The sequence below is a fragment of the Parabacteroides sp. AF18-52 genome (assembly GCF_003479145.1).
GTDB lineage: Bacteria > Bacteroidota > Bacteroidia > Bacteroidales > Tannerellaceae > Parabacteroides > Parabacteroides faecis.
Genome location: NZ_QUGR01000020.1, coordinates 25,144 through 51,318, shown reverse-complemented (window position 1 = coordinate 51,318; position 26,175 = coordinate 25,144). Strand labels below are relative to the sequence as shown.

Below are 26,175 nucleotides of genomic sequence, written 5' to 3'. Positions count from 1 at the left end.
TTATACGTTAAAATGGGATTAACCGATTGTAAATGTCATAATATTTTATGTTCTTTGTTAGAAAGGGAAGGCAAGTATGGAAAAACAACAGTTAACGCCATATGGGGTATTCGTTATCCTGTTTAGTCTATTATTGGGTTGTTCGTTTCAAAAATCATCTGTAAAGGAGGCTGAAACGAGCAGGGTCGATTCTTTGCTTTCTTTTTATAGGGACTCTTTGGCTGTAAGGCCGTTAGCTGTTATTTCTAAATTAAGGACTGATCAGGAAAATGTATCGGATAGCATAAACTATTATAATCTGAATCAAACGATCTCCCGTTGTTATTATTTCAGCAATCAGGTTGATTCTGCATTCTTATTGAATGATCGGGTCTTACATTTTGTTGAAAAACAACCGGAAAAAGATGGTCGTCTGCTGAAATTATCGGCAGATGCCTATAATAGCCGGGGTGTTTTCTTTCAGGATATGAATCAATGGGACTCTGCCATTGTGTGTTTGCATAATGCTTCAGAAGCATTATCGCAGGTAAACGATTTTGAACGTTTACCTGCGATAAATGTCTATATTAATCTGGCTGATTGTTATCAGCATCAGGGTGATTATGGCTGGGCCGGTTATCATTACCGTAAAGCATTGTTTCTTTCTGATTCTTTAGGTGTTGGTGATAAGATGAATTATCCTATTTATTCCGGATTGGCAAAATTGTATCAGGAACTGGAGAACTATTCGTTATCTGATTCTTATTTTCGGAAGGCAGAACAATATTGGGATAAAGGAAGCGATTATGAAAAGTACTATTTTGCTAATTCCAGAGGTAACTATTATTATGTAACCAAAGAATATGATAATGCATTAGTTTGGTTCCAGCGGGCAAATGTGATTGTAGCAAACTTTCCTCAACCTATTTATCGGGGTATAGTAGAAGGGAATATCGGTGAAATATATTTGTTGAAGGAGCAGCCGGATTCCGCCCGCTATTATCTGGAACGTTCTGTTGCCTTTTTCGGGGAATCCGCATTGCAGCAATCCGGCATAAAGTTTTATATGGATGGATTGTTTGCATCTTTAGCTTTGCAGGAAAATGATTTGCAGGAAGCTGCGCGGCGATTGAATCAACCTTATGATACGCTTCATACGGATCTCCAGTACCAATATTATCATAACAAGCGGTTGGAAGAGTTATACCGTAAAAAGAAAGATTTTGTCCAAGCGTATTATTATAGGAATCAGGCGAACCTTTGTGGCGATTCTTTGCGGAATATGAAGATTGAGAATAGTATTCGTGAGACCGAATTTCGTTATCGGCAGGATACGACTCTTTTGAAGAAAGATATCATGATTACGCAAACTGAAGCTAAGGCACAGCAATGGATGTGGCTTGCATGGATTGCCGGACTAGGATTAATTATTGTTGTTTTATTAATGATATGTGCGCTGCTTTATATCCGTCGGAAGAAAGAGCTTCGTTATAAACAGCAAATAGCTACTATCACCCAATTGCGTATGGCGGTTGTCAGAAATCGTATTGCTCCTCATTATATATTTAATGTACTGAACTCGGTTATGCCTATCTTCCGCCGTTATGAAGAACTTTCCGAACCGGTAAATTTGCTGATCGATGTATTGAGAGGCGACTTGCTTTCTTCTGAACAACTGGCGGTTCCATTAGAAAAAGAAGTAAGTTTTGTAAAGAACTATCTGAAGTTGAAAATGCTGGGGGATCCGGAACGTATCCGGGTGGAGTGGAGCGTCTCCTCCGGCGTATCTATGGATACGTTAGTCCCTTCAATGTCTATCCAGATACCGGTTGAGAATGCAGTGAAATATGCTTTTAATACAGAATCTTTGAATCCGTGCATCATGATATCTATCTCTGTTGAAAATGAGGAACTTCATGTATCGATAGAAGACAACGGCATTGGTTACCATCCCGGTGCACATGCCAGGGATGAGAGAAGTACCGGCCAAGGGTTAAAAATCTTGTATCGTACGATTGATTTATTGAATACTCGTAATATCCGTAAAATGCAATTTTCAATTCGAAATCTGCATTCAGTTTCTGAAAAAGGGCACGGAACCTGTGTCTTGTTAATTGTTCCACTAAATTACAACTTTATTTTATGAATACGAATGAAATTATTACTATCATTGTTGACGATGAACAGTCTTGTCTTAAATCTTTGGAAAGTGATTTATCACGTTTCCCGGAGATACGTGTTGTAGCAACATGTACATCTCCTGATAATGCAGCCCGCGAAATAGTTCGTTTACAACCGGACCTGCTTTTTATTGATGTCGAAATGCCTGGAATGTCCGGCCTTGAACTATTAAGCCGGATACAATCTGATATCCATTCGGATATGCGTATTGTTTTTTATACAGCTTATGATAAATATCTTTTGGATGCCATTCGCGCTTCTGCTTTTGATTATTTGTTGAAACCGTATAAATTGAATGAACTGGATGCTTTGATAGCCCGGTATCGTTTTCATATTGCCCAAAGCGATAAAGTGAATATTGAGCAGTCTTTGCGTAGAATGTTATTATGTAATACCAAGTTAGCTGTCCAGACAATTTCTGGATTAGTTCTGGTAAAATGTGAAGATATTCTTCTTTTCCTATACTTGAAAGAACAACGATGTTGGCAAATGATGCTTGTTCCCGACCGTAAACTTTATAAACTCCGCATGAGTACTACTGCAAAAGATCTGTTAGGTATTAATTCTTCATTCGTACAGATCAATCAGGATTGTATCGTAAATCTTAATTATTTGTGTACGATAGAGAATGTAACACTGAAGTGTGGATTATATCCACCGTTTACCGATATTGATTTGACTGTGTCGCAGAGGTATTACAGAAGACTAAGAGAGGTGCTGGATATACTGTGAATTTATTAAAATTAGTGTATTTATGAATGAAATGGTATCGCTTATCACAGTGATCTGTTAGATAATCGTTGTTAGCATATTTCCGAAATTTGAGTGTCTCTTTATTAAATACATTTGTCTGTAAACTATGCATAAAATGCATCTGATTGTATGGGGCAGATAATTTACTAAAATTACATGGAATATGAAAAAAAGGTACACTCGTAAACTAGCTGTTATGATGTGGTTAAGTTTAATCGGTCTTTTGCCGATGATGGCCCAAATAACAAAACCCATAGAGATTAAATCTATGGAACAATTACAGAAAGTATTATCATCACCTCGATTAAGAAGTGATGCAGTAACAGATTTACCTATTACTGCAAATGGAATACTCGTTGATAAAAATGTACTAGTGAATGCTGGTTCATTTAGAATGCATGGCGGTCCCTTAATTCGGGCCGAAGGTTATACCGGTATTCTTCTAACAGTAAAAGCCGGTGGAAATATTGCGATTGAAAACACGATTGATGGAGCAAATATTGATGCTCAAAATATGCCATTGATCCAAATCGAGAAAGAGGGGATATTGTCTCTAGAGAAAGATGGAGTTTTCAAAAATAATAAAGGAATAGAGCATGCATTATGTCTCCTGAATTATGGACTTTTTAATTTAAATGGAGGAACAATAACTGGAAATTCGGGTAGTGGAAATCATGTAATAGCTAATTTTGGCATAGCGAATTTGAACAGTGGACAAATAGTAAAGAATGAAGCTTCCGGTTCTGTTTATGTAGGCAGTCCTGGTTCTGTTTCTCTGAATTCATCAAATGTTACTCTTAATGGAACAGATGCAACTCTATTTGTAGATCAGAGCTCTCCTCTGAAATTAACATCTTCTCTAAAATATGAAATTACAATTGAAACCATAATGGACGAAGGCGACATTGTAGCTGTCGGATCAGGTAATTATCGCTTGACAGAAAATGATCTTACAAAGATGATTCATAAAAGTACTCAACACCCGGACTTGGTTTTTAAATTGGAAAACAATCAGGTTATATTATCTAAACCATCTTCGGGAACGGGGGAAATAACTACACAGGAAGAACTACAGGATGCGATTAATAAAGCGTCAGGCACAGCAAATAATCCCACAGTAATAGAAATTAAAGGTGATATAACATTGACCAAAACTATTGAAATAACTAATAAATATGTTATTCTGACAGGTGGTACTATTTCAAATGGCATTACAACAGATCCGGCTACTTTGTTTAAAATCTATTCCGGTCAATTAATTTTTCAGAAAATTATTGTTGATGGAGGGAATACAGGTCCTGCTATGCCATATCATATGTCTTGTCTCGTTAATGTGCAAGGTGGAACAGTAATTATGAATGAAGGGGCTATATTTACTGGAGCAGGTCTAACTGGTGATGTTTCTGCTGTTTGGATATTTAAAGGAGAATTTATTATGAACGGCGGACAAATTACTAAGAACTACTTCTGTGGTGGTTTATCTATGGCCAGTGTTGTTAGTATTTATGACGGAAGTTTCATAATGAATGGTGGTGAGATATTCAATAATGTAGGAAGTGATTATTATATTGTAGGATTGTTCGGTTATTCCAGCAAAGTGAATTTTGTGTTTAATGGGGGAATGATTTATCAAAACACAGGAGGAAATCTTCGTTTAGCTACAGGTGACTTTGTTATAGATAAAAACACTCCGGATCAGTTTATTAGTGATGCTATTCAAATTCAGAATGAGAGTGTAATTTACATAAAACGAAGATTACTTTTTACTCTTACCATACAATTTAATGCAAATTGGACTATCCCAGATAATTTTGTATTAGCCAGAGGATATTCCGGCTATCAGATCACTGAAGATGATTTAAAGAAAATCAAGTTACCGGACGGTTATATTTTGGTTTTATCGGATAATACTATAATAATTAAGAAATCCGGTAGTAGTGGTGAAATTACGGATGTAGACGGACTTCAGGCTGCTATTGATGCAGCTTCGGTTGGATCTATTGATAATCCTACATTAATAACAATCAATAAGTCGTTTGCTATTACAAAAACAATTTTAATTAAAAAGAAACATATTAAGCTGACTGGAGAAACTTTGACTGCGGGAGCTACTACCGGGAATTACTGTCGTATGTTTGATGTGACAGATGGGGGATCTTTGATATTAGAAAAAATCACCTTAGATGGTAAGTTTGGAAGTTTTTGTTCGTTTGCTCGAGTTGATGTTTCTTCTTCATTTATTATGCATCATCAGGCTATTCTGCAAAGTGCACAAAGCGGTACGGATTGGCTTACATTAGAAATAGCAGGCAGTTTTGTTATGGATGGAGGTACTATTCGTAACAATACAGGTAATAAGTGTCCTGTAATTTATTTGGCCCCAACAAGTAAGTGGACTTATACCGGTGGAAATATTATAGATAATAAATCGACAATAGATAACGCTGTGTACTCAATTGTTTCATCTTTGGGGCAGGCTACACTGAAAACATGTGAGATTATTGGTAATTCAGGTATTGCTATTCTATGTGGTGGAACAATAAATATTGATGATGTGAGTTTCTCTCAAAATACTTGTGCTTTAGGGTTATCCAGTAAAGGGACTGTCTATATAAAGAATAATAGGACATTAAGTGATCAGGTTTATTATTTATCGGAATCTGGTACTAACTATTTGGCTATTCAATCATCTCTTGTTGCAGATGTAAATATCAATGTGGTCTCAACGTTTGTGAAGGAAGGATTTGTTTTGGCTAAAGGCTCCGGTTATACTCTTACTGAGTCTGATTTGAAGAGATTTGTTTTAACTTCAGCTTTAGCAAAGAACTGGATTGTGAAATTAGTTGATAATACGGTTGTTTTAGTAAAGAAAGAGTCATCTTCTGATATTGATACCCAAGAAAAACTTCAGGCTGCTATCGATGCATCCAAAGGAACTGTAGATGCTCCGACAACAATTACTATAGCCAAAGAAATATTGATTTATCGCTCTATTTTAATCAGGAATAAATATGTGAAGCTGACAGGGGGAACCTTAAAGAATACAGCTAGTGCTGATTTACGTATGTTCGATGTTGGTTCAGGTTATCTTGGATTAACCAAAATCACATTAGACGGTAATAAGAAAAATACAACAGGTTATTGCACCTTGATCGAAATGAATGGCGGAAGTTGTGAGTTATTGGAAGGAGCAACTTTAACAAATGCACTGGCTAGGGGAGGTAGTGATGCTGTTGTTTCCATAGCTCATGGTTCTTTAACATTTAAAGCAGGTTCTATCTCCGGTAATACAAGTGATGGTGGGGATATCATTTGGGTGAGCGGAGCAGGAAATTTCTCTATGATAGGAGGTTCAGTTACTGGAAATAATAATAGTGGACGATATATTATGGCCGCTATAGAAATGACTTACGGTTCGATGAACTTATCTGGCGGCTCCATTGGTAATAATAGCGGTAACCGGTATGGTTTGTATGTAACTAAACCTTTTACATTAGGGGGAGATGCTAAGATAGAGGAAGTTATTATATTAAACGGCGAAGGTAAGATTTTGGTTTCATCTGTTCTGAAGAATAAAATTACGATTGGTTATATGAAAACTAACATGCCTTCAGGAACGATCGTAGCAAGCGGAACCGGTAATTATAAATTGACTGAAGCCGATGTAAAACAGTTTACATATCGATATGCTAACACCTATAGTTTCTCTTTAAGTGGGAATAATATAGTATTGACTAATCTGGATGCTGTAAATAAGCTGTTTAATGTTAAAGTTGAAAAGTATAAAGATGGAATATTGTCTGTTGATAAAACGACGGCCAAAGAAAATGAGTTAGTGACGGTGACGGTGAAACCTATCTCTGGTAAGAAGCTTTATACAGAAATGTTACGTTATAATGAAGTAAATAAACTGACCTCAACAAATGAAGAGAACGTTTATACCTTTAAAATGCCACCAGCTAATGTACTGATTACTGCTTCATTTATTCCAAAATCGGTAAACGTGACTCCTATTGATACCATAGGTTCAGGCTTTATTCCAGGTAAAGATCCGGTTCCTGATGGAGGTATCAGCGATTTGGACTCTCTCATTGATCGTTTAGGCGGAGGAAATCCCCCAATGGATATGAAACCGAAAGCTAACCCGGTTCCGGAAAATAATTTACCGGATCCATTAAGCGGTGCTGTTGATAAGGCCAAAGGAAACGGAGATGATGTTATCGGTTCATTAGAAGAGTTAATTACTATCGTAACTAAAAATGCAAGTGGAGCTGCCTTGACAACGAAAGTTCTTTATTCATTACCAACTAAGGTTACTTTACGGGTTTATTTGCCTAATCGGTTGATTGTGAGTGAACAGTTGAGAGCTTTGGGCACATCTAATTATTACATTCTGAATGAATGTGAAGGTAATGTGACCCGAATTATACCAACATATGATCAAAATGAGAATACATTGACATTTAGTACTGATAAATTGGGCACGTTTGTCGTACTTAATGAAAATAATCCGACTGCAAACGAAAGTATAACTAATGATGATGTACAAATTTCTATTGTAGATGGGGGAATTGTAGTAAAAGGTCTGCAGTATGGCACACATTACACTATCTATGATTTTTCCGGAAGGGTATTGAAACATGCTGTTTATAACGGTGAAACTGTGCTTTATCATCCGGAGGTTAGTGGCAGTTACATTATTGATTATTTCAGTGGTAGCCAGAAAGTGTTTTTTAGTAAATAAGCATAAGTAAATACGTATTTGTATACGATTTGGCTAGTGAATCGTTCACCTTGAGATCATCTATTTAAACAGAAAAAAGTATGTTTAATAAGTGGAGGTGAACGGTTACTGGTCTTTATTAAATGTCTGTATAGAAACAATGTATCAAATAAATCTGATTGTGTAGAGCAGATAAATTAAATTATTGAGTTATGAAAAAATGGTTTTTATTAATTTTATGTTTTATATCCGTAAGATGGGGATATGCAGAAAATGTGTCAGTCAATCAGGCGATGCGAGTGGCAGAGAATTTCTCGCAGCAGATATCCGGTAATCAGTTACGAAGTGCCCAAACCTTACAGTTGGTTTATACGGAGCGTCCAAACTTGCGCTCGGGAGGAGTAGAAGCTTATTATTATGTATTCAATAATGGAAGTAATGATGGGTATATAATAGTATCTGGTGATGATCGTGTTTATCCAATACTCGGTTATTCTGCTTCCGGTAATTTTTCTTATGAGACTATCCCGGACAACATGAAAGGGTGGCTTCAGGGATATGCAGATCAAATTCGCTATGCTTGTACAAATGATATAGAGCAGGATATTGAAATAAAGGAACAATGGCACAACTTGATTCAGGGTACAAAACTTCCGATTTTACGCAGTCAGACATTGTTGAATACGGCCAAATGGAATCAGGATATGCCGTTCAATAGTAAATGTCCTCTAATTCAAGGAAAAAATGCATTAACCGGATGTGTTGCGACCTCTATGGGGATAGTAATGAAGTATCATAAACATCCATCTCAGGGAGTGGGAAGTGCTTCTACCACTCAAGGTTCTTATAAAGCTGATTTTGGAATTACCTATTTATGGGATAAGATGTTGGACGACTATAGCACAGACTATACGAATGATAATGTGGATGCCATGGCAACTCTTCTTTATCATTGCGGCGTTAGTTGTGATATGAAGTATGGTGTAAGTGCTAGTTCTGCTCAGACTGCGCGTATCATCGATGCATTAACCCAATATTTTAGATATGATAAAACAATTTCATGTATAGAAAAAGATGATTATGATGCTTCTGAATGGCAAAAAATGTTGACAGATGAGTTGGTTACTAATCGACGGCCGGTCATTTACCATGGCTCGGGTACAGATGGGCATACATTTATAATAGATGGTTTTGATGGGAGTATGTATCATATAAATTGGGGATGGGGAGGTTATTCTGACAACTGGTTCTCCTTGACGGCACTAAAACCGGATAATCATGATTATACGTATGACCAAGGTATGATTATTAACATTAAGCCAGATGAAGGCGGACAAAGTTTGAACGAGCTTCGAATTTCAAATGCAAATGGATATACAGGTGGTTTGAAAGTAAATACTACGCCGGCACAGGGAGGTCTGTTTACACTTACAATCTCAGGGATAAGATGTTTCTCTCCAAGTTTTACAGCATCTTTATCCGTCGGACATTATGATAAAAATGAGAATCTGAAAGAAGTGGTTGCAACTCCACGGAATTTTTCTTTTAATCCTTATAAATATTATTATAATGTATCATTTTCGTGTAAAATAATAGAGCCTATAGAAGAAGGAGACCGGTTATTTCTGATTTCTCAGGTGGGTAATGGGGATTATAAAATTGTGGAAGGTGGTCCGAATGTTGCAGATGTGATTAATCTGACAGCCGGGGCTCATGTTAATACGTATCAAATAACCTGGAACGAACTGCCTGGTGTAACTGTCGCTCCAGAGAAGGGCTATAATGCTGATTCTGTTACTGAAGGAGGTGATTTTAAGTTTAAAATTAAGAATACAAACACCAATATTATTGTTGTTAAAAATGGTGAAACAGAGCTCAGCCCTGATGCTAATGGCATATATACCCTGTCAAATATTCGGAAAGATATTTATTTGACCTTTTTTCTTGAGGAACCGCCAATTTCAATCTATACAGTTACTTTACCTTCAGTTGTTGGATTCGATATTAAACCGGCTTCCGGTTATGATCCGCTTTCGATACCTAAGGGAGAAGATTTTGAATTTACAGTTATTCCCCAAACCGGTTATGAGGAATATAGTATAGTGGTACGAGTAAATGGTTCAGTAATATATCCAAATAGTAATGGGTATTATATTATCCATGATATCCATGCTAATCAAACGGTAGAAGTAGTTGGAACGGCACCGGACCCGGCAGTAGTCTATCATATTGTGACATTACCGAAAGTAGAAGGAGTAACTACTGATCCGGAACCGGGGGATTATAAGGTGGAAAATAAGAAAGATTTCACTTTTTCTCTTGTTCTCGATAAAGAATACAACCAGTCTGTTCCTGTTGTCACAATAGACCGGGGAGATATTATTACTCCGAACGGGAATGGCTTATATCTTATTGAAAATATCTGTGAGCCGATAGTAATCAAGATTGACGGAATTAAAGAAAACACGGATGTTGCCAGTGAAAAAATTGAAGCCAGTAAAATTAAGGTTACGGCCTCTGATGGTACTGTTTGTATTTTTACACCACAGCCAATGAAAGTCTATGTAGCTACATTTAATGGTAGTATATATAAAAATCTGGGTGTTGTAAGCGGAGATACACGTGTACAGTTACCAAACGGGCGATATGTAGTGATTGTTGGCGAAAATTCATTTAAGGTTATTTTGTAAATATCTTGAATATACCGTTCACCGTCTACTCCCATTTAATATGGCATACTGGTTTGTTTTTGTTAAAGTGAGTGGTTTTCGGGTGAACGGTTTTATTCCATTTTTTAATATGTTATAAGAATAACCGCCGGAACTCCTGTTCAAAATTCGGAGTAAACACGTTTTTCCCCAGGTTGGTTTTTATATCTTCCATCGACCAGAAACGTCCGCCGTCCAGTTCTTCAGTATCCGGTTGGATTTCTCCGTTATAGACGGTACGGAATGTATTGACCAGTTCTTTTTCGATAGTCGATTCGAATATATAACGAGTCATGAATTGTGGGGTAAATTCGGTGATACCCAGTTCCTCACGAACTTCCCGGCGAAGAGCTTCTTCCACCGTTTCACCATAATCGATATGTCCGCCTACAGCCGTATCCCATTTACCAGGTTGGATATCTTTGTTCATCGAACGCTTTTGCAGGTACAATTCTCCTACCTCATTAAAAATATGCAGATGGATGACCGGATGTAATTGTTTACTACCGCTATGACATTCCCGGCGTGTAGCCTTACCTATTGTTTCTCCCTCTTCATTCACCAGAGGGAACCATTCTTCTTCCATTTTATATAGATATTTAAAGCTGACTGATCACAGAAATCAATTCTTTATCCGATAACCCTTCTCCATAAGTCGCATAATCCAGGCGGAACGTACAACCATTCTTATATTCGGAACAGCCGTATGCCGTTTTTCCCCGTAGGATATTTCCTTTCTTACAGATCGGACAAACAGGTTTTTCTATTTCTTTCGGTTTCTCTTCCTTTTTAGCACGCGGCTTTCGGGGTTTCTTTTCTTTTTTCTCCTCTTTAGTCCCTTTTTCTGCTTTCGGTGCTTCTTTGACTGCCTCCTCTATGGTGATGGTGCGGGTCGACTGGTCGGAAAGAACGTTGATGACTACCTGGTTGACCATTTGTTTCAGTTCTTCCAGGAATGTCCGGGCTTCGTATGTACCCCGCTCTATCTGACGCAGTTTCTTTTCCCATAAACCGGTGAGTTCTGCACTTTTGAGCAACTCTTCATGTATCGTTCCTATCAGTTCCTTTCCCGTTGCAGTAGGGAACAGGTTCTTGCGTTCCTTCCGGATATAATTCCGTTTGAACAGTGTTTCGATAATGGCAGCACGAGTAGAAGGACGCCCGATGCCGTTTTCTTTCAAGGCATCGCGCAAATCCTCATTCTCTACCAGCTTACCGGCAGTTTCCATGGCACGGAGCAATGTCGCTTCCGTATATGGTTTGGGGGGAGTCGTCCAGGTTTCTTTCAGTAACGGCTTGTGAGGTCCGGACTCTCCTTTGGTAAAGTCAGGCAAAACACCTTCTTCTTCGGTTGGTTCTGCATCGGGATCTTTTTGCTCGGCACCGAATACGACACGCCATCCCGGTTTTAATATCTGTTTTCCGGTTACTTTAAAATCGACTTTACCGACTTTTCCAAGTACAGTGGTGGTCGATATTTCGCAATCCGGATAAAAGGCTGCGATAAAGCGGCGGGCAACCAGGTCGTATACCTTTCGTTCATTCTCTGTCAGGTTACGGGCCGGAACGCCGGTCGGGATGATTGCATGGTGATCGGTTACCTTCGAGTTGTCGAATACTTTTTTACTTTTAGGGATCTTGGCGTTCAACAGAGAAGCGGTCAGCTCGGTATAATCTACCAATCCTTTCAGTGTATTCGGGACCTTCGGATAAATATCCTCACTCAGGAAAGTGGTATCTACACGAGGGTAGGTCGTCACTTTCTTTTCATATAAAGATTGTATCAGTTTCAATGTCTCATCCGCAGTGAAGGCAAATTTCTTATTACATTCCACCTGTAACGAGGTCAGGTCGAAAAGGCGGGGAGCATATTCTTTTCCTTTCTTTTCGGATATATCAGTAACGGTAAAGTCTTCCTGTTGGACGATTTCGAGGAACGCTTCCCCTTCCTCTTTCTTGGTGAATTTACCTTTGGTGGCAGAAAATGTCGTATTCCGGTAAACCGTTTTCAATTCCCAATAAGGTTCGGGCTTGAAGTTATCTATTTCTGCCTGGCGGTTTACGATCAGTGCTAGTGTAGGTGTCTGAACGCGGCCGATGGAAAGTACCTGGCGGTTTTGTCCGTAGCGGATTGTGTATAAACGGGTTGCGTTCATACCCAACAGCCAGTCACCGATGGCCCGTGACAGTCCGGCTTCGTATAATGTCTTGAATTCTGTCTGTTCTTTCAGATGCTGGAAGCCTTCACGGATCGCCTCTTCTGTCAAAGAAGATATCCATAACCGGTACACCGGGCAGGTACAACCGGCTTTCTGCATGACCCAACGTTGTATCAGTTCCCCTTCCTGGCCGGCATCACCGCAGTTAATCACCATTTCGGCGTTCTGCATCAGTCCTTCGATTATTTTGAACTGCTGCTCGTAAGTCGGGTTGCTGATCAGTTTGATTCCGAAGCGGGGCGGGATCATGGGAAGAGCGCTCAGGCTCCACCGTTTCCACTCGTCGGCATAGTCATGCGGTTCCTTCAGTGTACACAGATGTCCGAATGTCCAGGTAACCTGATATCCGTTTCCTTCAATATACCCGTTCATCTTTTTTGTAGCCCCCAGTACTTCGGCAATTTCGCGTGCCACACTCGGTTTTTCAGCAATACATACTTTCATCTGCAATTTAATCCTTTCGTAAAAATCACACAAATGTACGGTTTCCTGCTGACTTAATAAAATAGTGAATGGAGTTTGTGAGGTATATAGAATATCTCTATATTTGACAAGTCTTAGGATTGAGAGGGAATAGATATATGCCTTTAGCAATTATTTATGTATAATAATTCAGAACAGGAGAAAAAACTAATTGCAAGTCTGATTCATGATGACGAATCGGCTTTCTGTGAATTATACGCTTTGTATAAGAACAGACTGATGTACTTTGCAATGAAGTTTCTTAAATCCAGGGAATTTGCGGAAGATGTTTTTCAGGATGCATTTACTTCGGTATGGCAAAACCGTCGTTTTCTGAATCCGGATTCACCTTTTGCCCCCTATATTTATACAATTGTAAAGAACCGAATCCTTAATTTACTGGCTGGAATAGAAAAAGAACAACAACTTAAAGATATCATATTAAAAGGCTCTGTGGATATAACTAACGACACGGAGGATAAAATAGTAGACGCCGATCTGAACCAGTTACTGGAAAAAGCCTTGCAGGACCTGACCTCACAACAACGCCGTATTTTCGATTTGAGCCGGAAGGAAATGAAATCTCATAAGGAGATTGCAGAAGAATTGAATATATCTGTGTATACCGTTCAGCAACATATTTCCGCATCATTGAAAGTAATACGTTCTTATTTAGTTAAATACGCCGGGACATATGCCGATTTGCTCTTACTCCTTTTTTGTTTAAATTCATAATAAAAGTTAATAACATCCCAGTTGTACCCGCTTCCGTGGTACTATAATTATACGCACCAATAATATGTCAGAATTGAAGCATATAAACAACATATTAAAACGATTTATTGATGGTCTTTATACCCGTAAAGATGCCGATGATCTATTGAAGCATCTTCATGAGGGAAAATATAATACGGAGATCAGTGAAACGATGGACGCTGTCTGGGAAACAATAGAAGATGATGAATTGTCATTGGCCCGTCAGGAATCCTATAAAGAGGAAGCCCGTCTGTTGCTGGATCGTATCCGGAAACCGGAAAAGCGTCTTTCTTTTACTCCTTATTTTAAATACGTAGCTATGTTGGTTGCCGTATTCGCCATAGGGTGGGGAACCTTTAATATGTTCCGCTCAAACCGGCAAAAAGAACTGGCTTATATTGAAATACGGGTAAAAAACGGGGAGCATAGACAAATCACTTTGCCGGACGGTACTTCCGTTACGTTGAATGCAGGTTCCTATTTGAAGTATCCGGAACATTTTATCTCTGATATCCGTCAGATAGAGATGGATGGAGAAGGTTTTTTTGAAGTGACGCGGAATGAAGAGAAGCCTTTTGTTATCCATACCAAAGATGCTCATGTGAAAGTATTGGGGACCTCTTTTAATGTGAAGGCTTATGATATAGACGAGCAGTTGACGGTGAGTGTCCGGACCGGAAAGGTACAGGTCGATCTGCCGGAAGCCATGATGCGCCTGGCTCCTGACGAACAGCTTGTCCTGGATAAAACGAAAGGAGAGTTCCAGAAACGGAATGAAGATGCAAAGCTTTCTACTATTTGGATAAAGGGAGGGCTTTATTTCAACAGGACTCCGATACGGACTGTGGTAAATGAACTAATCCGTATGTATAACCGTCCGATAGCATTTGCTCCGGGAGCTGAATATGATGAATATATTTATGGAGAACACGATAATAAGAGCCTGGAGTCGGTACTTAAATCAATTCAATATTCGACAGATATAAAATACAGAATAGAGAAAGACAAAATAATTTTATATAAGAATTAATTATTAACTTATTTAATTTGATACTTGCATGAAAGACACCAGTTAACGAAAAATTAAAAGAAAAGGAAGATCACAGAGATCCTCCTTATACTCTACGATTGCCAGGCGTCCACTCCAGGCAATCCATACGGAGTCGTTTTAAATTACTATTCAAAACAACCATAAAACATCCAAATTTATGAACTTCCTTAATATTAAGAAGTATTGTTGGGCTTGTTATTCTGTTCTTTTTGTTTTTTTAGCAGTTGTGTGCGTACAACCGGTAACAGCTCAATCGGTTAAATCAGAAGTGATAACCATTCAGGTTCACAACCAGCCTGTAGAAAAGGTTTTTAAAGAGATTTCCCAACAAACGGGAGTCAAGTTCTTTTATGGCGAGACCGTCATCAATAACAAATTGACGGTTAATCTGGCCTTCAACGGCAAGCCGTTAAAAGACGTCCTCAGTGAAATATCCAAACAAACAGGTTTGGATTTTAACCGTGAAGATAACACGGTTTCTGTAAGTGTCCGTAAAGCAAAAACCGGTGCGTCTCAACAGGCTCAGCCGGAGAAGAAGATATCGGGTGTGGTAACGGACGATAAAGGGGAGCCTGTTATTGGTGCGAATGTCATTGTAAAGGGTACCACAAACGGTACTATTACGGATCTCGATGGTAATTTCAGTCTGGAGGCACCTGACGGCAGCACATTGACGATCTCCTATATCGGATATTTGAATAAAGAAGTACGTGTTGACGGACAATCCCAATATGATATCAGGTTATTGGAAGATACGCAAACATTGGACGAAGTCGTTGTTGTCGGCTTCGGTACTCAGAAGAAAGTCAATCTGACGGGTGCCGTAAGTACAGTCAAAATGGATGAGGTGATGGGCGATCGTCCTGTTGTCTCTGCCAGCCAGGCTTTGCAGGGAGCTATGCCGGGTTTGACGATTACCACGGATGCCGGTAGCCCGGGTAAAAGCATGAAACTGAATGTACGTGGTACCAACCGTCTGAATATAGACGAATATGGCGAAGGGGAACCCCTGGTGTTGGTTGATAACGTTCCAATGGATATCAATATGATCTCTCCGGCCGATATTGAAACGGTAACGGTGTTGAAAGATGCTGCGTCTGCTGCTATCTATGGTGCACGTGCTGCTTTCGGTGTTATTTTGATCACGACCAAACAGGCCAATAAAGAACAGAAAGTTTCTATCAATTATAACAACAACTTTGCTTTTTCCAAACCCCAGTCTTTGATAGAGAAAGCATCGCCTCTGGAGACAGTCCGTTTCTATAATGATATGGGTTATAAGAATGGCCGCTATAATAACGGACAGGACATTTCTGCCTGGTTAGGCTATCTGGAAGATTATCAGGTGAATCCCGGTAAATATCCATTGGGTTACTATATGGATGAGGGCGGAAACCGTTATGACCTGAGAGAAACGAACCATCTGGAGCGAATGATGGATAACTATGGTTTTCAGCAATCACATAATGCTTCTGTCAGTGGTGGTACGGCTAAATCTGCCTACCGTCTGTCTTTCGGTTACCTGGACGAAGACGGTATCCTGGTTTCAGACAAGGACGGTTATAACAGATATAACCTGTCTTCTTTCGTAAGTTCTGAAATTGCTTCCTGGTTTACAGTACAGGCCGATGTTAAATATTCGAAGGCGAAGAAGACGAATCCGAATATGAATACATTGAGAAACTGGTCGCCGTACCGGTTGGCTCAGTTGCTGCCAACTTATTATCCGGAAGGTGACGTCGAAATAGACGGAGAAACGTATCCGATAGGTACTCCCCGCTGGAATATCATGAACTCTCCGGTTCAGTCTGAGAATACGGAAGATATCCGTCTTTTCGGCAAGGCTATTTTTAAACCGATGGAAGGGTTGTTGATCAATGCGGAATATACATTCAACAGAACGAACTACGATAAGGATGAATATCAGAAGACAGTGAAATATGTCAATGCAGAGAACAACTATTTCTCATTGGCCGATTCATATAGCGGCAATTCTTCTTATCAGTTGGATGAACAACATACCAATTATAATGCGATCAATATCTACGGAAACTACGATAAGACTATCAATGACCATTCTTTCAGTGTAATGGCTGGTTTCAACCAGGAATACAGTTACATGCGTAAAGTATGGGGAAAGAAATTACATGTTGTAAATCCCGAACACCCTTCCCTGAGCGGTGCAGACGGAACGATGACTACAGGTGACGAATATGACGAGTATTCATTGCGTGGCTTGTACTACAGACTGTCTTACAACTATAAAGGAAAATATTTATTTGAAACAAACGGGCGTTATGACGGTTCTTCCAAGTTCCCTTCAGGTAACCGTTTCGGTTTCTTCCCTTCTTTCTCATTGGGTTGGAGAGTTTCCGAGGAACGTTTCATGGACTGGTCGAAAGAATATGTCACTAATTTCAAGTTAAGAGGTTCTTTCGGACAGGTTGGTAACCAGGCTATTAAAAACTATGCTTTCCTGGGTGTAATGGCAACGGATGACGGATGGTTGGAAAATGGCGTATGGAACATTACCCGCAAGGTGCCCGCTTTGTTCAGTTCCAGCTTTACCTGGGAAAAGGTTGAAACCCTGGATATCGGTTTCGATCTGGGTATGTTTGATAACCGTCTGGATCTGGTATTCGACTGGTATCGCCGTGATACGAAAGGTATGTTGGCTCCGGGTAAGGAACTTCCTTCTGTGCTGGGCGGTTCTTCTCCTTTGGAAAACTCTGCTGACCTGCGTACGAAAGGTTGGGAGCTGGCAATCAATTGGAGAGACCGGATCGGTAAAGACTGGCGTTATAATATCGGTTTGAATCTCTATGATTCACGTTCCAAAGTAACGAAGTTCGACAATCCGACAGAGATGTTATCTACTGCAAAAGTAACTAATTATCGTGTAGGTCAGGAAGTAGGAGAAATCTGGGGATTTGTAACAGATCGTTTCTATACGGAAGATGACTTTGAATATATCAATGAAGAAGAAGGTATTTATAAACTGAAAGAAGGTATTCCGACACTTGATCCGTACGTTCGTGATCCGAGACCGGGCGATATCTTGTTTAAAGACTTGAATGGTAACGGAAAGATCGATACGGAAGGGGATAACACCGCGAAGAATCCGGGTGACAGAAAGATCATCGGTAATAGTTCCAGACGTTATCCGTATGCCATCAATGCCGGCATCGGCTGGAAAGGTTTCGACCTGACATTCTTCTTCCAGGGAGTTGGAAAGCGTGACCTGATTGTCGGTACGGATGGTAAGTCGAATTTCCTGGCATGGCCGCATACCAATACGGATAATCCGAATGCTGCTGCGACAGTCCTGAAACATCATCTGGACTACTGGACTCCGGAAAATCGTGATGCTTATTATCCCCGCTTAGGTAATCAGACCGGCGTTAACCAGGGAGCGGATAGCTTCAACAGAAGGAATCAGACAAAGTATCTGATGGATGGATCGTATATCAAACTGAAGAATGTCACATTGAGCTACTCGTTCCCGAGTACCTGGCTTGAAAAGACAAAAGCGATCTCTGCCTTTAAAGTATTTTTCAGTGGTGAGGATCTCTGGACAAAACATCATATGTATAAAGGAATGGACCCGGAACAGACAATGAGTATTAATGACTTGTATCCGTTCATGAAGAAATTCTCTTTTGGTATTAATGTTACTTTATAATTTGTATAATACTTGATTCTTATGAAAAAAATATATTTATCAGCTTGCTTGGCTGCATTTCTTTTAGGGGGAACATCTTGTTTGAATGATGAGTTCCTGGACAAATACCCGATTGACAAAGAAACGGAAAATACCGTCTTTACGACTTATGATAATTTCAAGATGTATGCGTGGGGATTGTATAATAAAACGCTGATCGCTTATCAGAATTATCCTCAGGCAGGAGATATATCGGATATGTTATACGATTCGAACGATGCCCGTGGAATAGCCTGGGTGAATAACCGCATGTCTCCCTCGAATGTCAGTGCAGATACCTGGACCTTTGATTTTATCCGCCAGGTGAATCTGATGCTGGATAATATTGATAATTCACAAATGACCGAGAAAGATAAGGCTCACTGGCGTGGGGTCGGTTATTTCTTCCGTGCTCATGGCTATTTTGAGTTGCTTAAAAAGTTTGGTGATCTGCCCTGGCTGGAACATGTGGTCGGCACGGATGATGTAGACATTCTGTATGCCAAACAAGATTCCCGCGAAGTTGTAGCCAATCATATGCTGGAAAATCTTCTTTATGCCGAAGAGAATATAAAAGCACAAGGGGATGGTGATAATACAGTCAATCCGAATGTTGTACGTGCTTTAATTTCCCGTTTCGGATTGTATGAAGGGACCTGGAGAAAGTATCATGGCAGTGTGGATAATATAGATGGTTCGAAATATCTGGAAGCCAGCGTGAAAGCCTCTCAGAAACTGATCGACCAGAATCTGGGCCTGATGGCTGATTACGATGATGTCTTCAATTCATTAAGCCTGAAAGGGCAAAGCAGTATCCTTTTGTACAGGGAATATCAGGAAAATGAAAAAGGGAAAGGGCATGACCTGACTCAGCGTACGACCGGTGAACGTTTATATGAAGGTTCAAAGAAACTGGTTGAACACTATTTGTGTTCGGATGGGAAACCTATTTCAACTTCTGCTGTGTATGATGGGGATAATACCGTTTATGATGAATTCAGGAATCGTGACTTACGTCTGTATTATACGATTTGTCCTCCTTATAAAGTAACGGTTTCTACAGACCTGTCCCATTGGGAATATACAGATGAAGCGGTAGAACGGGAATATATCGATATGATGGGCAAACTGACCAAAAATAATCAGGAAAGAAAGATGTTGCCTCTAAAGAAGACTACTTCCTATATCGCGAATATTCCTAACCTGACCGCAGTGAAAGTCAGTGGGGTAGATACACAGACCGGTTACTTCATGTATAAATATTATAATGCATTGCCCGGTGCCGATAAGGGTGAAGTGCAGGGTACTGACGGACCGATTTTCCGCATGGGAGAGGTGTTGGTGAACCATGCCGAGGCGATGTTCGAGTTAGGACGTTTCGACCAGGCGGTGGCTGATGCAACGATCAACAAACTGCGTGCACGTGCCGGTGTGGCAGCCATGACCGTGAATGCGATCGGATCGGATTTTGATACGCTTCGTGATAAAGATGTAGCTCCTGTTTTGTGGGAGATCCGTCGTGAAAGATGTTCTGAACTGATGGGATCCGGTTTCCGTTTCGATGATATCAAACGTTGGAAGAAAGGTGAGTACCTGAATGAACAACCGGTCGGTGTCAAGATCAATAATATAGGAGATTACAATAGTGAGGCTCTGGCTAAAAGTTTATATAAAGGGACGGATATGCCTCGCTATGTGAATTGCGTAACTTACATCGAAAAGCCGAATCCGGGCTGGGAAGACAAATGTTATTTGTATCCTATCCCTTTGAAGCAGACTGTATTGAATGAGAACCTGGTGCAGAATCCGGGGTGGAAATAATATATACACTATTCTGGAATCTTCCGAATGAAAAAGTAAAATCATTCGGAAGATTTTTATTTAATTTGTATCTTTAACGCTTCTATGCGGTGATATATTGACATTATCTAATAAAAACACGATATCATGAACAGAAAGCTAATGCTTTTAGCAGCAACATCAAGCCTTGCTTTTACCGGCTTCGCGGCAAATTACACAAATTTTATCATCATCAACCTCGACGATGCGGGTTATGGGGACTTCTCCTATAACGGGGCATACGGATATAAAACGCCGAACATCGACCGTATGGCAGCCGAGGGAGTCCGTTTTACTCATTTTCTGGCCGGACAACCTATCAGTGGCGCATCGCGTGCCGGTCTGCTGACAGGCTGTTATCCGAACCGTATCGGTTTTGCCGGAGCACCCGGTCCGGGTTCCGATTACGGGATCAGTCCCGATGAAATGACGATAGGGGAGTTGCTGAAACAGAAGGGATACAGTACGGCTGTTTTCGGTAAATGGCATTTGGGAGACGCTAAACAGTTCCTGCCTTTGCAGAACGGTTTCGACGAATATTACGGATTGCCTTATTCCAATGATATGTGGCCTTACCATCCGCAGCAGGGCGAAGTTTTCAACTTCCCGGATCTGCCGACATACGATGGCAACGAAGTGGTTGGTTATAATACCGATCAGTCGCAGTTTACGACAGATTATACGAACCGCACGGTCAACTTCATAAAGAAAAATAAGAATAAACCGTTTTTTATCTATCTCGCACATTCCATGCCGCACGTTCCGCTGGCTGTGTCCGATAAGTTCAAAGGAAAGAGTGAACAGGGACTATACGGTGACGTGATGATGGAACTCGACTGGAGCGTAGGTGAAGTGTTGAAAGCACTTCGCGAACAAGGACTGGAAGAAAATACGCTGATCGTCCTGACTTCCGATAACGGTCCCTGGGCGAACTATGGAAACCATGCCGGTTCTGCCGGAGGATTGCGTGAAGCAAAGGCGACAACTTTCGATGGTGGTAACCGTATTCCTTGTGTCATGTACTGGAAAGGGGTGACGCAGCCGGGAACAAGTTGTAACAAACTGGCTTCCAATATCGACCTGTTGCCTACATTGGCCGAGATCAGCGGTGCTCCGCTGCCCCAGCGTAAGATCGACGGTGTAAGTATCCTGCCTCTTATCAAGGGAGAGAAGGATGCCAACCCACGTGAATCATTCGTTTATTATTATCATAAAAACGATTTGGAAGCAGTAACAGACGGCAAGTTCAAACTTGTTTTCCCGCATAAGTATGTGACTTATGGTGCTTACGTGCCGGGTAATGACGGTCAGCCGGGTGATTTGACGAACCTGGAACTGAAAAAGGCTGAAATGTACGACCTGCGCCGTGATCCGGGAGAACGTTACGATGTCATTTCCCAATATCCGGAAGAAGCAGCCAAGTTGATGAAGATCGCCGATGATATGCGTAAGGATCTGGGAGATAACCTGACACGTGTGAAAGGGCCGGGACGCAGAGAACCAGGAAAATTAAAATAAAGAAAATGAAAAACGCTGATCTAATTTTGAAGGCAGGTCTGTTAGCAACATGCCTGCCTGTCATTGGTTGCAACTCAAACAAAAAGACGGAGAAAGAGGCGGAAGAACGCCCGAACATCCTCTTTATTTTGTCTGACGACCATACCGGTCAGGCATGGGGTATCTATGGAGGTATCCTGGCCGATTATGTTAAGAATGAGAATATCCGCCGTCTGGCCCAGGAAGGTTGCGTGCTGGATAACTGCTTTTGTACGAATTCGATCTCTGCACCTAGCCGTGCGGCTATCATGACCGGTGCTTACAGTCATCGTAACGGAGTGTATACACTGGAAGACGGGCTGGACCCGGCTGTCGACAATATCGCCAAACAGATGCAGGCAGGCGGTTATCAGACGGCTCTGATCGGTAAATGGCATTTAAAGAGACAACCATCCGGTTTCGACCATTTCAATGTATTCCATGACCAGGGTGAATATGTCAATCCGATCTTTAAGACTGCGGAAAACTGGGTGGACGACGATAAGGGTAAGCAGGGCGTTGAGATAAAAGGCTTCTCGACCGATATTGTTACCGACCAGACAATGGAATGGATACGTAACCGCGATAAAAACAAACCGTTCATGATGTGCTGCCACTTCAAAGCGACACACGAACCCTGGGATTTCCCTGAACGGATGAAGCATCTCTATGACGATGTCGTTTTCCCCGAACCGGAAAGCATGATGGAGTTCGGACCGGAGGAATCGGGAAGAGCTTTCCAGGGACAGCAACTGGAGAATATGGGCTGGCGTTGGGAGACAGCATCGAAAGATCCGGATGCCTGGTGGTGCCGTTATCCGGAACTGCCTTTCTCTACGAAGGGAATGGATAAAGTGGCTGCCCGTAAGAAGATCTATCAGAAAATGATCAAAGATTATCTGCGTTGCGGAGCAACTATCGACGATAATATCGGTCGTCTGTTGAAGATGCTTGACGAAGAAGGATTGAGCAAGAATACGATCATAGTCTATGTTTCCGACCAGGGATATTTCCTGGGCGAACATGGTATGTTCGATAAACGCATGATGTATGAAGAACCTCTGCATATGCCGTTCGTGATCCGTTATCCGAAAGAGATTCCGGCAGGCACACGCAACAAGGATATTATCCTGAACGTGGATTTCGCTGCTACGCTGGCCGACTACGCCGGAATAAAAGCTCCGGAAAGATCACAAGGGGTAAGTTTCCGCGACAACCTGAAAGGCGAAACACCTGCCGACTGGCGCAAGGAAATGTACTACCGTTACTGGACACATCATTCCATTCGTCCTGCCCACATGGGTATCCGCAACGAACGTTATAAACTGATGTTCCTGTACGGCGACCGTCTGAATGCAACCGGTTCGGAAGAAACGCCGACTACTCCGGCTTGGGAATTTCATGATCTGCAGGTCGACCCGAAGGAAGACAAGAACATGTATAACGATCCTCAGTATGCCGATGTCATCAAGGAAATGAAGCAGGAACTGTTGAAACTCCGTGCGGATGTTGGCGATACGGATGCCGATACGCCGCGGATGAAAGAGATCATGGACCAGTATTACTGGTAATATTTATACGCTTTTACTGAAAAGGAGGCTGTGACATAAGGACTGGATAGCCCGTGCCGCAGTCTCCTTTTTATCTCTAAACAATTTATAAACCACTAAAATAATAAAAATGAAGAATGTTTATATTATGACTGTTGCCAGTCTGTTTCTGGGGTTGACCCCGTTGGCGGCACAACAGACGACAGGTAATATCGTCGAGTATTTCGGTAAAGAAAGGGTTGAACGTGTGGACGAAGGCATCATACTTCATTCTTTCAAACAGGGGTATTTTGTTCCGGTGACAGCTCCTTCCGGTTATTTGTTCACTACCTCTGACGGATTGGGATGGGAGATCGCTACCGGGAAGTTCAAAGCTCCTTCCGGAAACGACCTGACAGCAACCAATTACGGACGGACCCGTGAAGCTGTGCAATGGACGCCGATCGAGGCCGACTCTACCGGAAAGTTTGCCAACCGTGCTTTACGCCGTGCCTATGTCTTCACAGAATATAATGCCGACAAACCTCAGATCGCACTGCTCGAATCGAGTGGGAATACCCGCACATTTATAAACGGTATGCCTCACGAAGGGGACCATTACGATTTCGCTTATACGTTGATTCCTTTCCGGATGCAGAAAGGTAATAATGAATTTATTTTCACACCCGGACGTTTCGGCAGGGTAGCAGCTAAACTGATCATTCCGTCCAAACCGGTAATGTTGACCAAACGGGATATGACACTTCCGGATATTATCAATGGGGAAGGAGAGAAGTGGGGAGCTATCCGCATCGTTAACGCACAGGAAAAAGCTCTTTCCGGATTAAAGATACAATGTAAACTGGAAAATGGGGAAACAGCTACCCTGACAACGGATGATGTAATGCCGATGATGGTCCGCAAGGTAAAATTCCGTATCCCTACCGCAACGACGGCAAAGACAGGTGCAACGAATGCAACGGTTATCCTGCAGGATCGATCAGGCAAAGAGATTGACCGCGCCGAAATTGTTTTGCAGCAAAAAGATGCTTCTGTCATACATGAACGTACTTTCATCAGCGATGTGGATGGAAGTGTACAATATTACAGTGTGAATCCTTCGACTACCCAGGGAGATAATCAGGCTTTGTTCCTGTCTGTTCATGGTGCTTCAGTGGAGGCCCGTAATCAAGCCCGTGCCTATGCACCGAAGGATTGGGGGCATATAATCGCTCCGACCAATCGCCGCCCGTTCGGTTTCAATTGGGAAGAGTGGGGGCGTATCGATGCAATGGAAGTATTGGCAGAAGCTGAAAAAGTCTTTAAGACAGACCCTGCCCACACCTATCTTACCGGACATTCGATGGGCGGACACGGTACCTGGTTCCTGGGTGTCACCTATCCCGACCGTTTTGCGGCTATCGCTCCTTGTGCCAGTTATCCGGATATTGCCCGTTATTCGCGGCCGAATGCCGATGCTGCCAATGTAGGAGAGAAACATTTTACGACGATCTGCCAGGCTGCCAACGCCGGACGTGTACTGGATTTGAAAAGGAATTTCCTGCAATCGGGTATCTATATTCTTCATGGCGATTCGGATAATGTCGTTCCTATCCAGCAAGTGCGTCAGATGCGTGAGGTGTTAGGCACATTCCATCCGGACTTTTGTTATTATGAATATCCGGGCGGCTCGCATTGGTACAGTAATGAGAGTGTTGACTGGAAACCTATTTTCGATTATTTCCGCTGGCATAAAGTACCTGCTGCCGGCGAAGTGAAACAATTGGAGTTCCATACTGCTTCCCCGGCCATCTCTGCTAAGGATTATTGGGTAACCATCAACCAGCAGGATACGGCCTATGCTTTCTCTTCCGTTTCTTTCAAACAAACGGATAACGGCATTTCAGGCACGACTTCTAATGTGGCATCGCTGACATTCGATCTACCGGCTTTGAAACTCCCGTCAGCAGCAAGTATCACTATCGATAACGAAACAATGCAGGCAGATGGCACTAAACCGGCTGTACTGAAGAAAGTTTCCGGTAAATGGACGTTGGTGGATGAAGTTTCTGTGACAGAGAAGTATCCTTCCCGTTATGGCGGTTTCAAACAGGCATTCGACAATCATGTTGTATTTGTATATGCAACAGGAGGCAATAAAGAAGAAAACAACTGGTATCAGAATAAAGCCCGTTTCGATGCCGAGACTTTCCTTTACAGAGGAAACGGTTCCATCGATGTGATTGCGGACAAAGATTTTATCCCTTCTGCTTATGCCGACCGGAATGTAGTCCTTTACGGAAATGCAGCCAACAATAAAGCGTGGAACAAGCTTCTGAAGAATGCTCCGGTACAGGTTCTGAAAGGTGAGATTCGTATGGGAGATAAAGTGATGAAAGGTAATAATCTGGGTACTTATTTTGTTTATCCTCGTCCCGACAGTCGTACAGCCAGTGTCGGTGTTGTAGCCGGAACAGGGATTGAAGGTATGAAAGCAACCTATCCGAATGATTACATCTCCGGTATTACCGGTTTTCCCGACCTACTGATCTTCAATGTGGATATCTTGAAGGAAGGCATCCATGGTGTTGAGGTATCCGGCTTCTTCGGTAATGATTGGAGTGTGGAAAACGGTTGTTTTATAACAGAATAAAGAGTAGGCTAAAGATCAAGGCTACACCTGCCTCGCTACTTCGCATCCTGCGTTCGCTGTCGCCTCCGAAACTCGCTACGCTCAAA

At 41.5% G+C, this 26,175-nt stretch carries 13 protein-coding genes; 11 read left to right on the top strand and 2 right to left on the bottom strand.

The window, feature by feature from the left end:
* Nucleotides 1–76 precede the first annotated feature (76 nt).
* The 4 genes from DWX23_RS21565 (at nucleotide 77) to DWX23_RS21550 (ending at nucleotide 10,326) form a co-directional block, all read left to right on the top strand.
* Nucleotides 77–2,125 (top strand): histidine kinase, encoded by a 2,049-nt coding sequence (locus DWX23_RS21565; protein WP_122376005.1) that lies wholly within the window; start codon nucleotides 77–79, stop codon nucleotides 2,123–2,125.
* Complete coding sequence (locus DWX23_RS21560; protein ID WP_122376004.1) at nucleotides 2,122–2,892, top strand: LytTR family DNA-binding domain-containing protein; 771 nt, start codon at nucleotides 2,122–2,124, stop codon at nucleotides 2,890–2,892. Before DWX23_RS21565 ends, DWX23_RS21560 begins: the two co-directional genes overlap by 4 nt.
* A 184-nt stretch (nucleotides 2,893–3,076) precedes the next feature.
* Nucleotides 3,077–7,657: a hypothetical protein gene (locus tag DWX23_RS21555; RefSeq protein WP_122376003.1), complete on the top strand. Its 4,581-nt coding sequence runs from the start codon at nucleotides 3,077–3,079 to the stop codon at nucleotides 7,655–7,657.
* Between the two features lie 191 nt (nucleotides 7,658–7,848).
* On the top strand, nucleotides 7,849–10,326 hold the full coding sequence (locus DWX23_RS21550) for a C10 family peptidase (protein WP_122376002.1): 2,478 nt from the start codon (nucleotides 7,849–7,851) through the stop codon (nucleotides 10,324–10,326).
* Nucleotides 10,327–10,438: 112 nt separating this feature from the next.
* Here DWX23_RS21550 and DWX23_RS21545 read toward each other — a convergent pair whose 3' ends face one another.
* Nucleotides 10,439–10,930 carry an NUDIX domain-containing protein gene (locus DWX23_RS21545; RefSeq protein WP_122376001.1) on the bottom strand — a complete coding sequence of 164 codons (492 nt, stop codon included), beginning with the start codon at nucleotides 10,928–10,930 and terminating at the stop codon, nucleotides 10,439–10,441.
* A gap of 13 nt (nucleotides 10,931–10,943) precedes the next feature.
* On the bottom strand, nucleotides 10,944–13,007 hold the full coding sequence (locus DWX23_RS21540) for a DNA topoisomerase 3 (RefSeq protein ID WP_122376000.1): 2,064 nt from the start codon (nucleotides 13,005–13,007) through the stop codon (nucleotides 10,944–10,946).
* Between the two features lie 156 nt (nucleotides 13,008–13,163).
* On the opposite strand from DWX23_RS21540, the gene DWX23_RS21535 reads away from it, so the two are divergent.
* The 7 genes from DWX23_RS21535 (at nucleotide 13,164) to DWX23_RS21505 (ending at nucleotide 26,089) form a co-directional block, all read left to right on the top strand.
* Nucleotides 13,164–13,760, top strand: coding sequence for an RNA polymerase sigma-70 factor (locus tag DWX23_RS21535; RefSeq protein ID WP_122375999.1), 597 nt, complete (start codon nucleotides 13,164–13,166; stop codon nucleotides 13,758–13,760).
* A 64-nt stretch (nucleotides 13,761–13,824) separates the two neighbouring features.
* Nucleotides 13,825–14,811 (top strand): FecR family protein, encoded by a 987-nt coding sequence (locus DWX23_RS21530; protein ID WP_122375998.1) that lies wholly within the window; start codon nucleotides 13,825–13,827, stop codon nucleotides 14,809–14,811.
* A 178-nt stretch (nucleotides 14,812–14,989) separates the two neighbouring features.
* Entirely contained in the window at nucleotides 14,990–18,514 is a 3,525-nt protein-coding gene (locus DWX23_RS21525; protein ID WP_122375997.1) for a TonB-dependent receptor, read from the top strand.
* Nucleotides 18,515–18,535: 21 nt separating this feature from the next.
* The gene (locus tag DWX23_RS21520; protein ID WP_122375996.1) at nucleotides 18,536–20,353 is read left to right on the top strand and encodes a RagB/SusD family nutrient uptake outer membrane protein; all 1,818 of its coding nucleotides are present in this window, start codon (nucleotides 18,536–18,538) and stop codon (nucleotides 20,351–20,353) included.
* 126 nt (nucleotides 20,354–20,479) lie between these two features.
* Nucleotides 20,480–21,889, top strand: coding sequence for a sulfatase (locus DWX23_RS21515; RefSeq protein ID WP_122375995.1), 1,410 nt, complete (start codon nucleotides 20,480–20,482; stop codon nucleotides 21,887–21,889).
* A 5-nt stretch (nucleotides 21,890–21,894) separates the two neighbouring features.
* The gene (locus tag DWX23_RS21510; RefSeq protein WP_122375994.1) at nucleotides 21,895–23,478 is read left to right on the top strand and encodes a sulfatase; all 1,584 of its coding nucleotides are present in this window, start codon (nucleotides 21,895–21,897) and stop codon (nucleotides 23,476–23,478) included.
* 109 nt (nucleotides 23,479–23,587) lie between these two features.
* Nucleotides 23,588–26,089, top strand: coding sequence for an alpha/beta hydrolase-fold protein (locus DWX23_RS21505; protein WP_233587734.1), 2,502 nt, complete (start codon nucleotides 23,588–23,590; stop codon nucleotides 26,087–26,089).
* Nucleotides 26,090–26,175 lie beyond the last annotated feature (86 nt).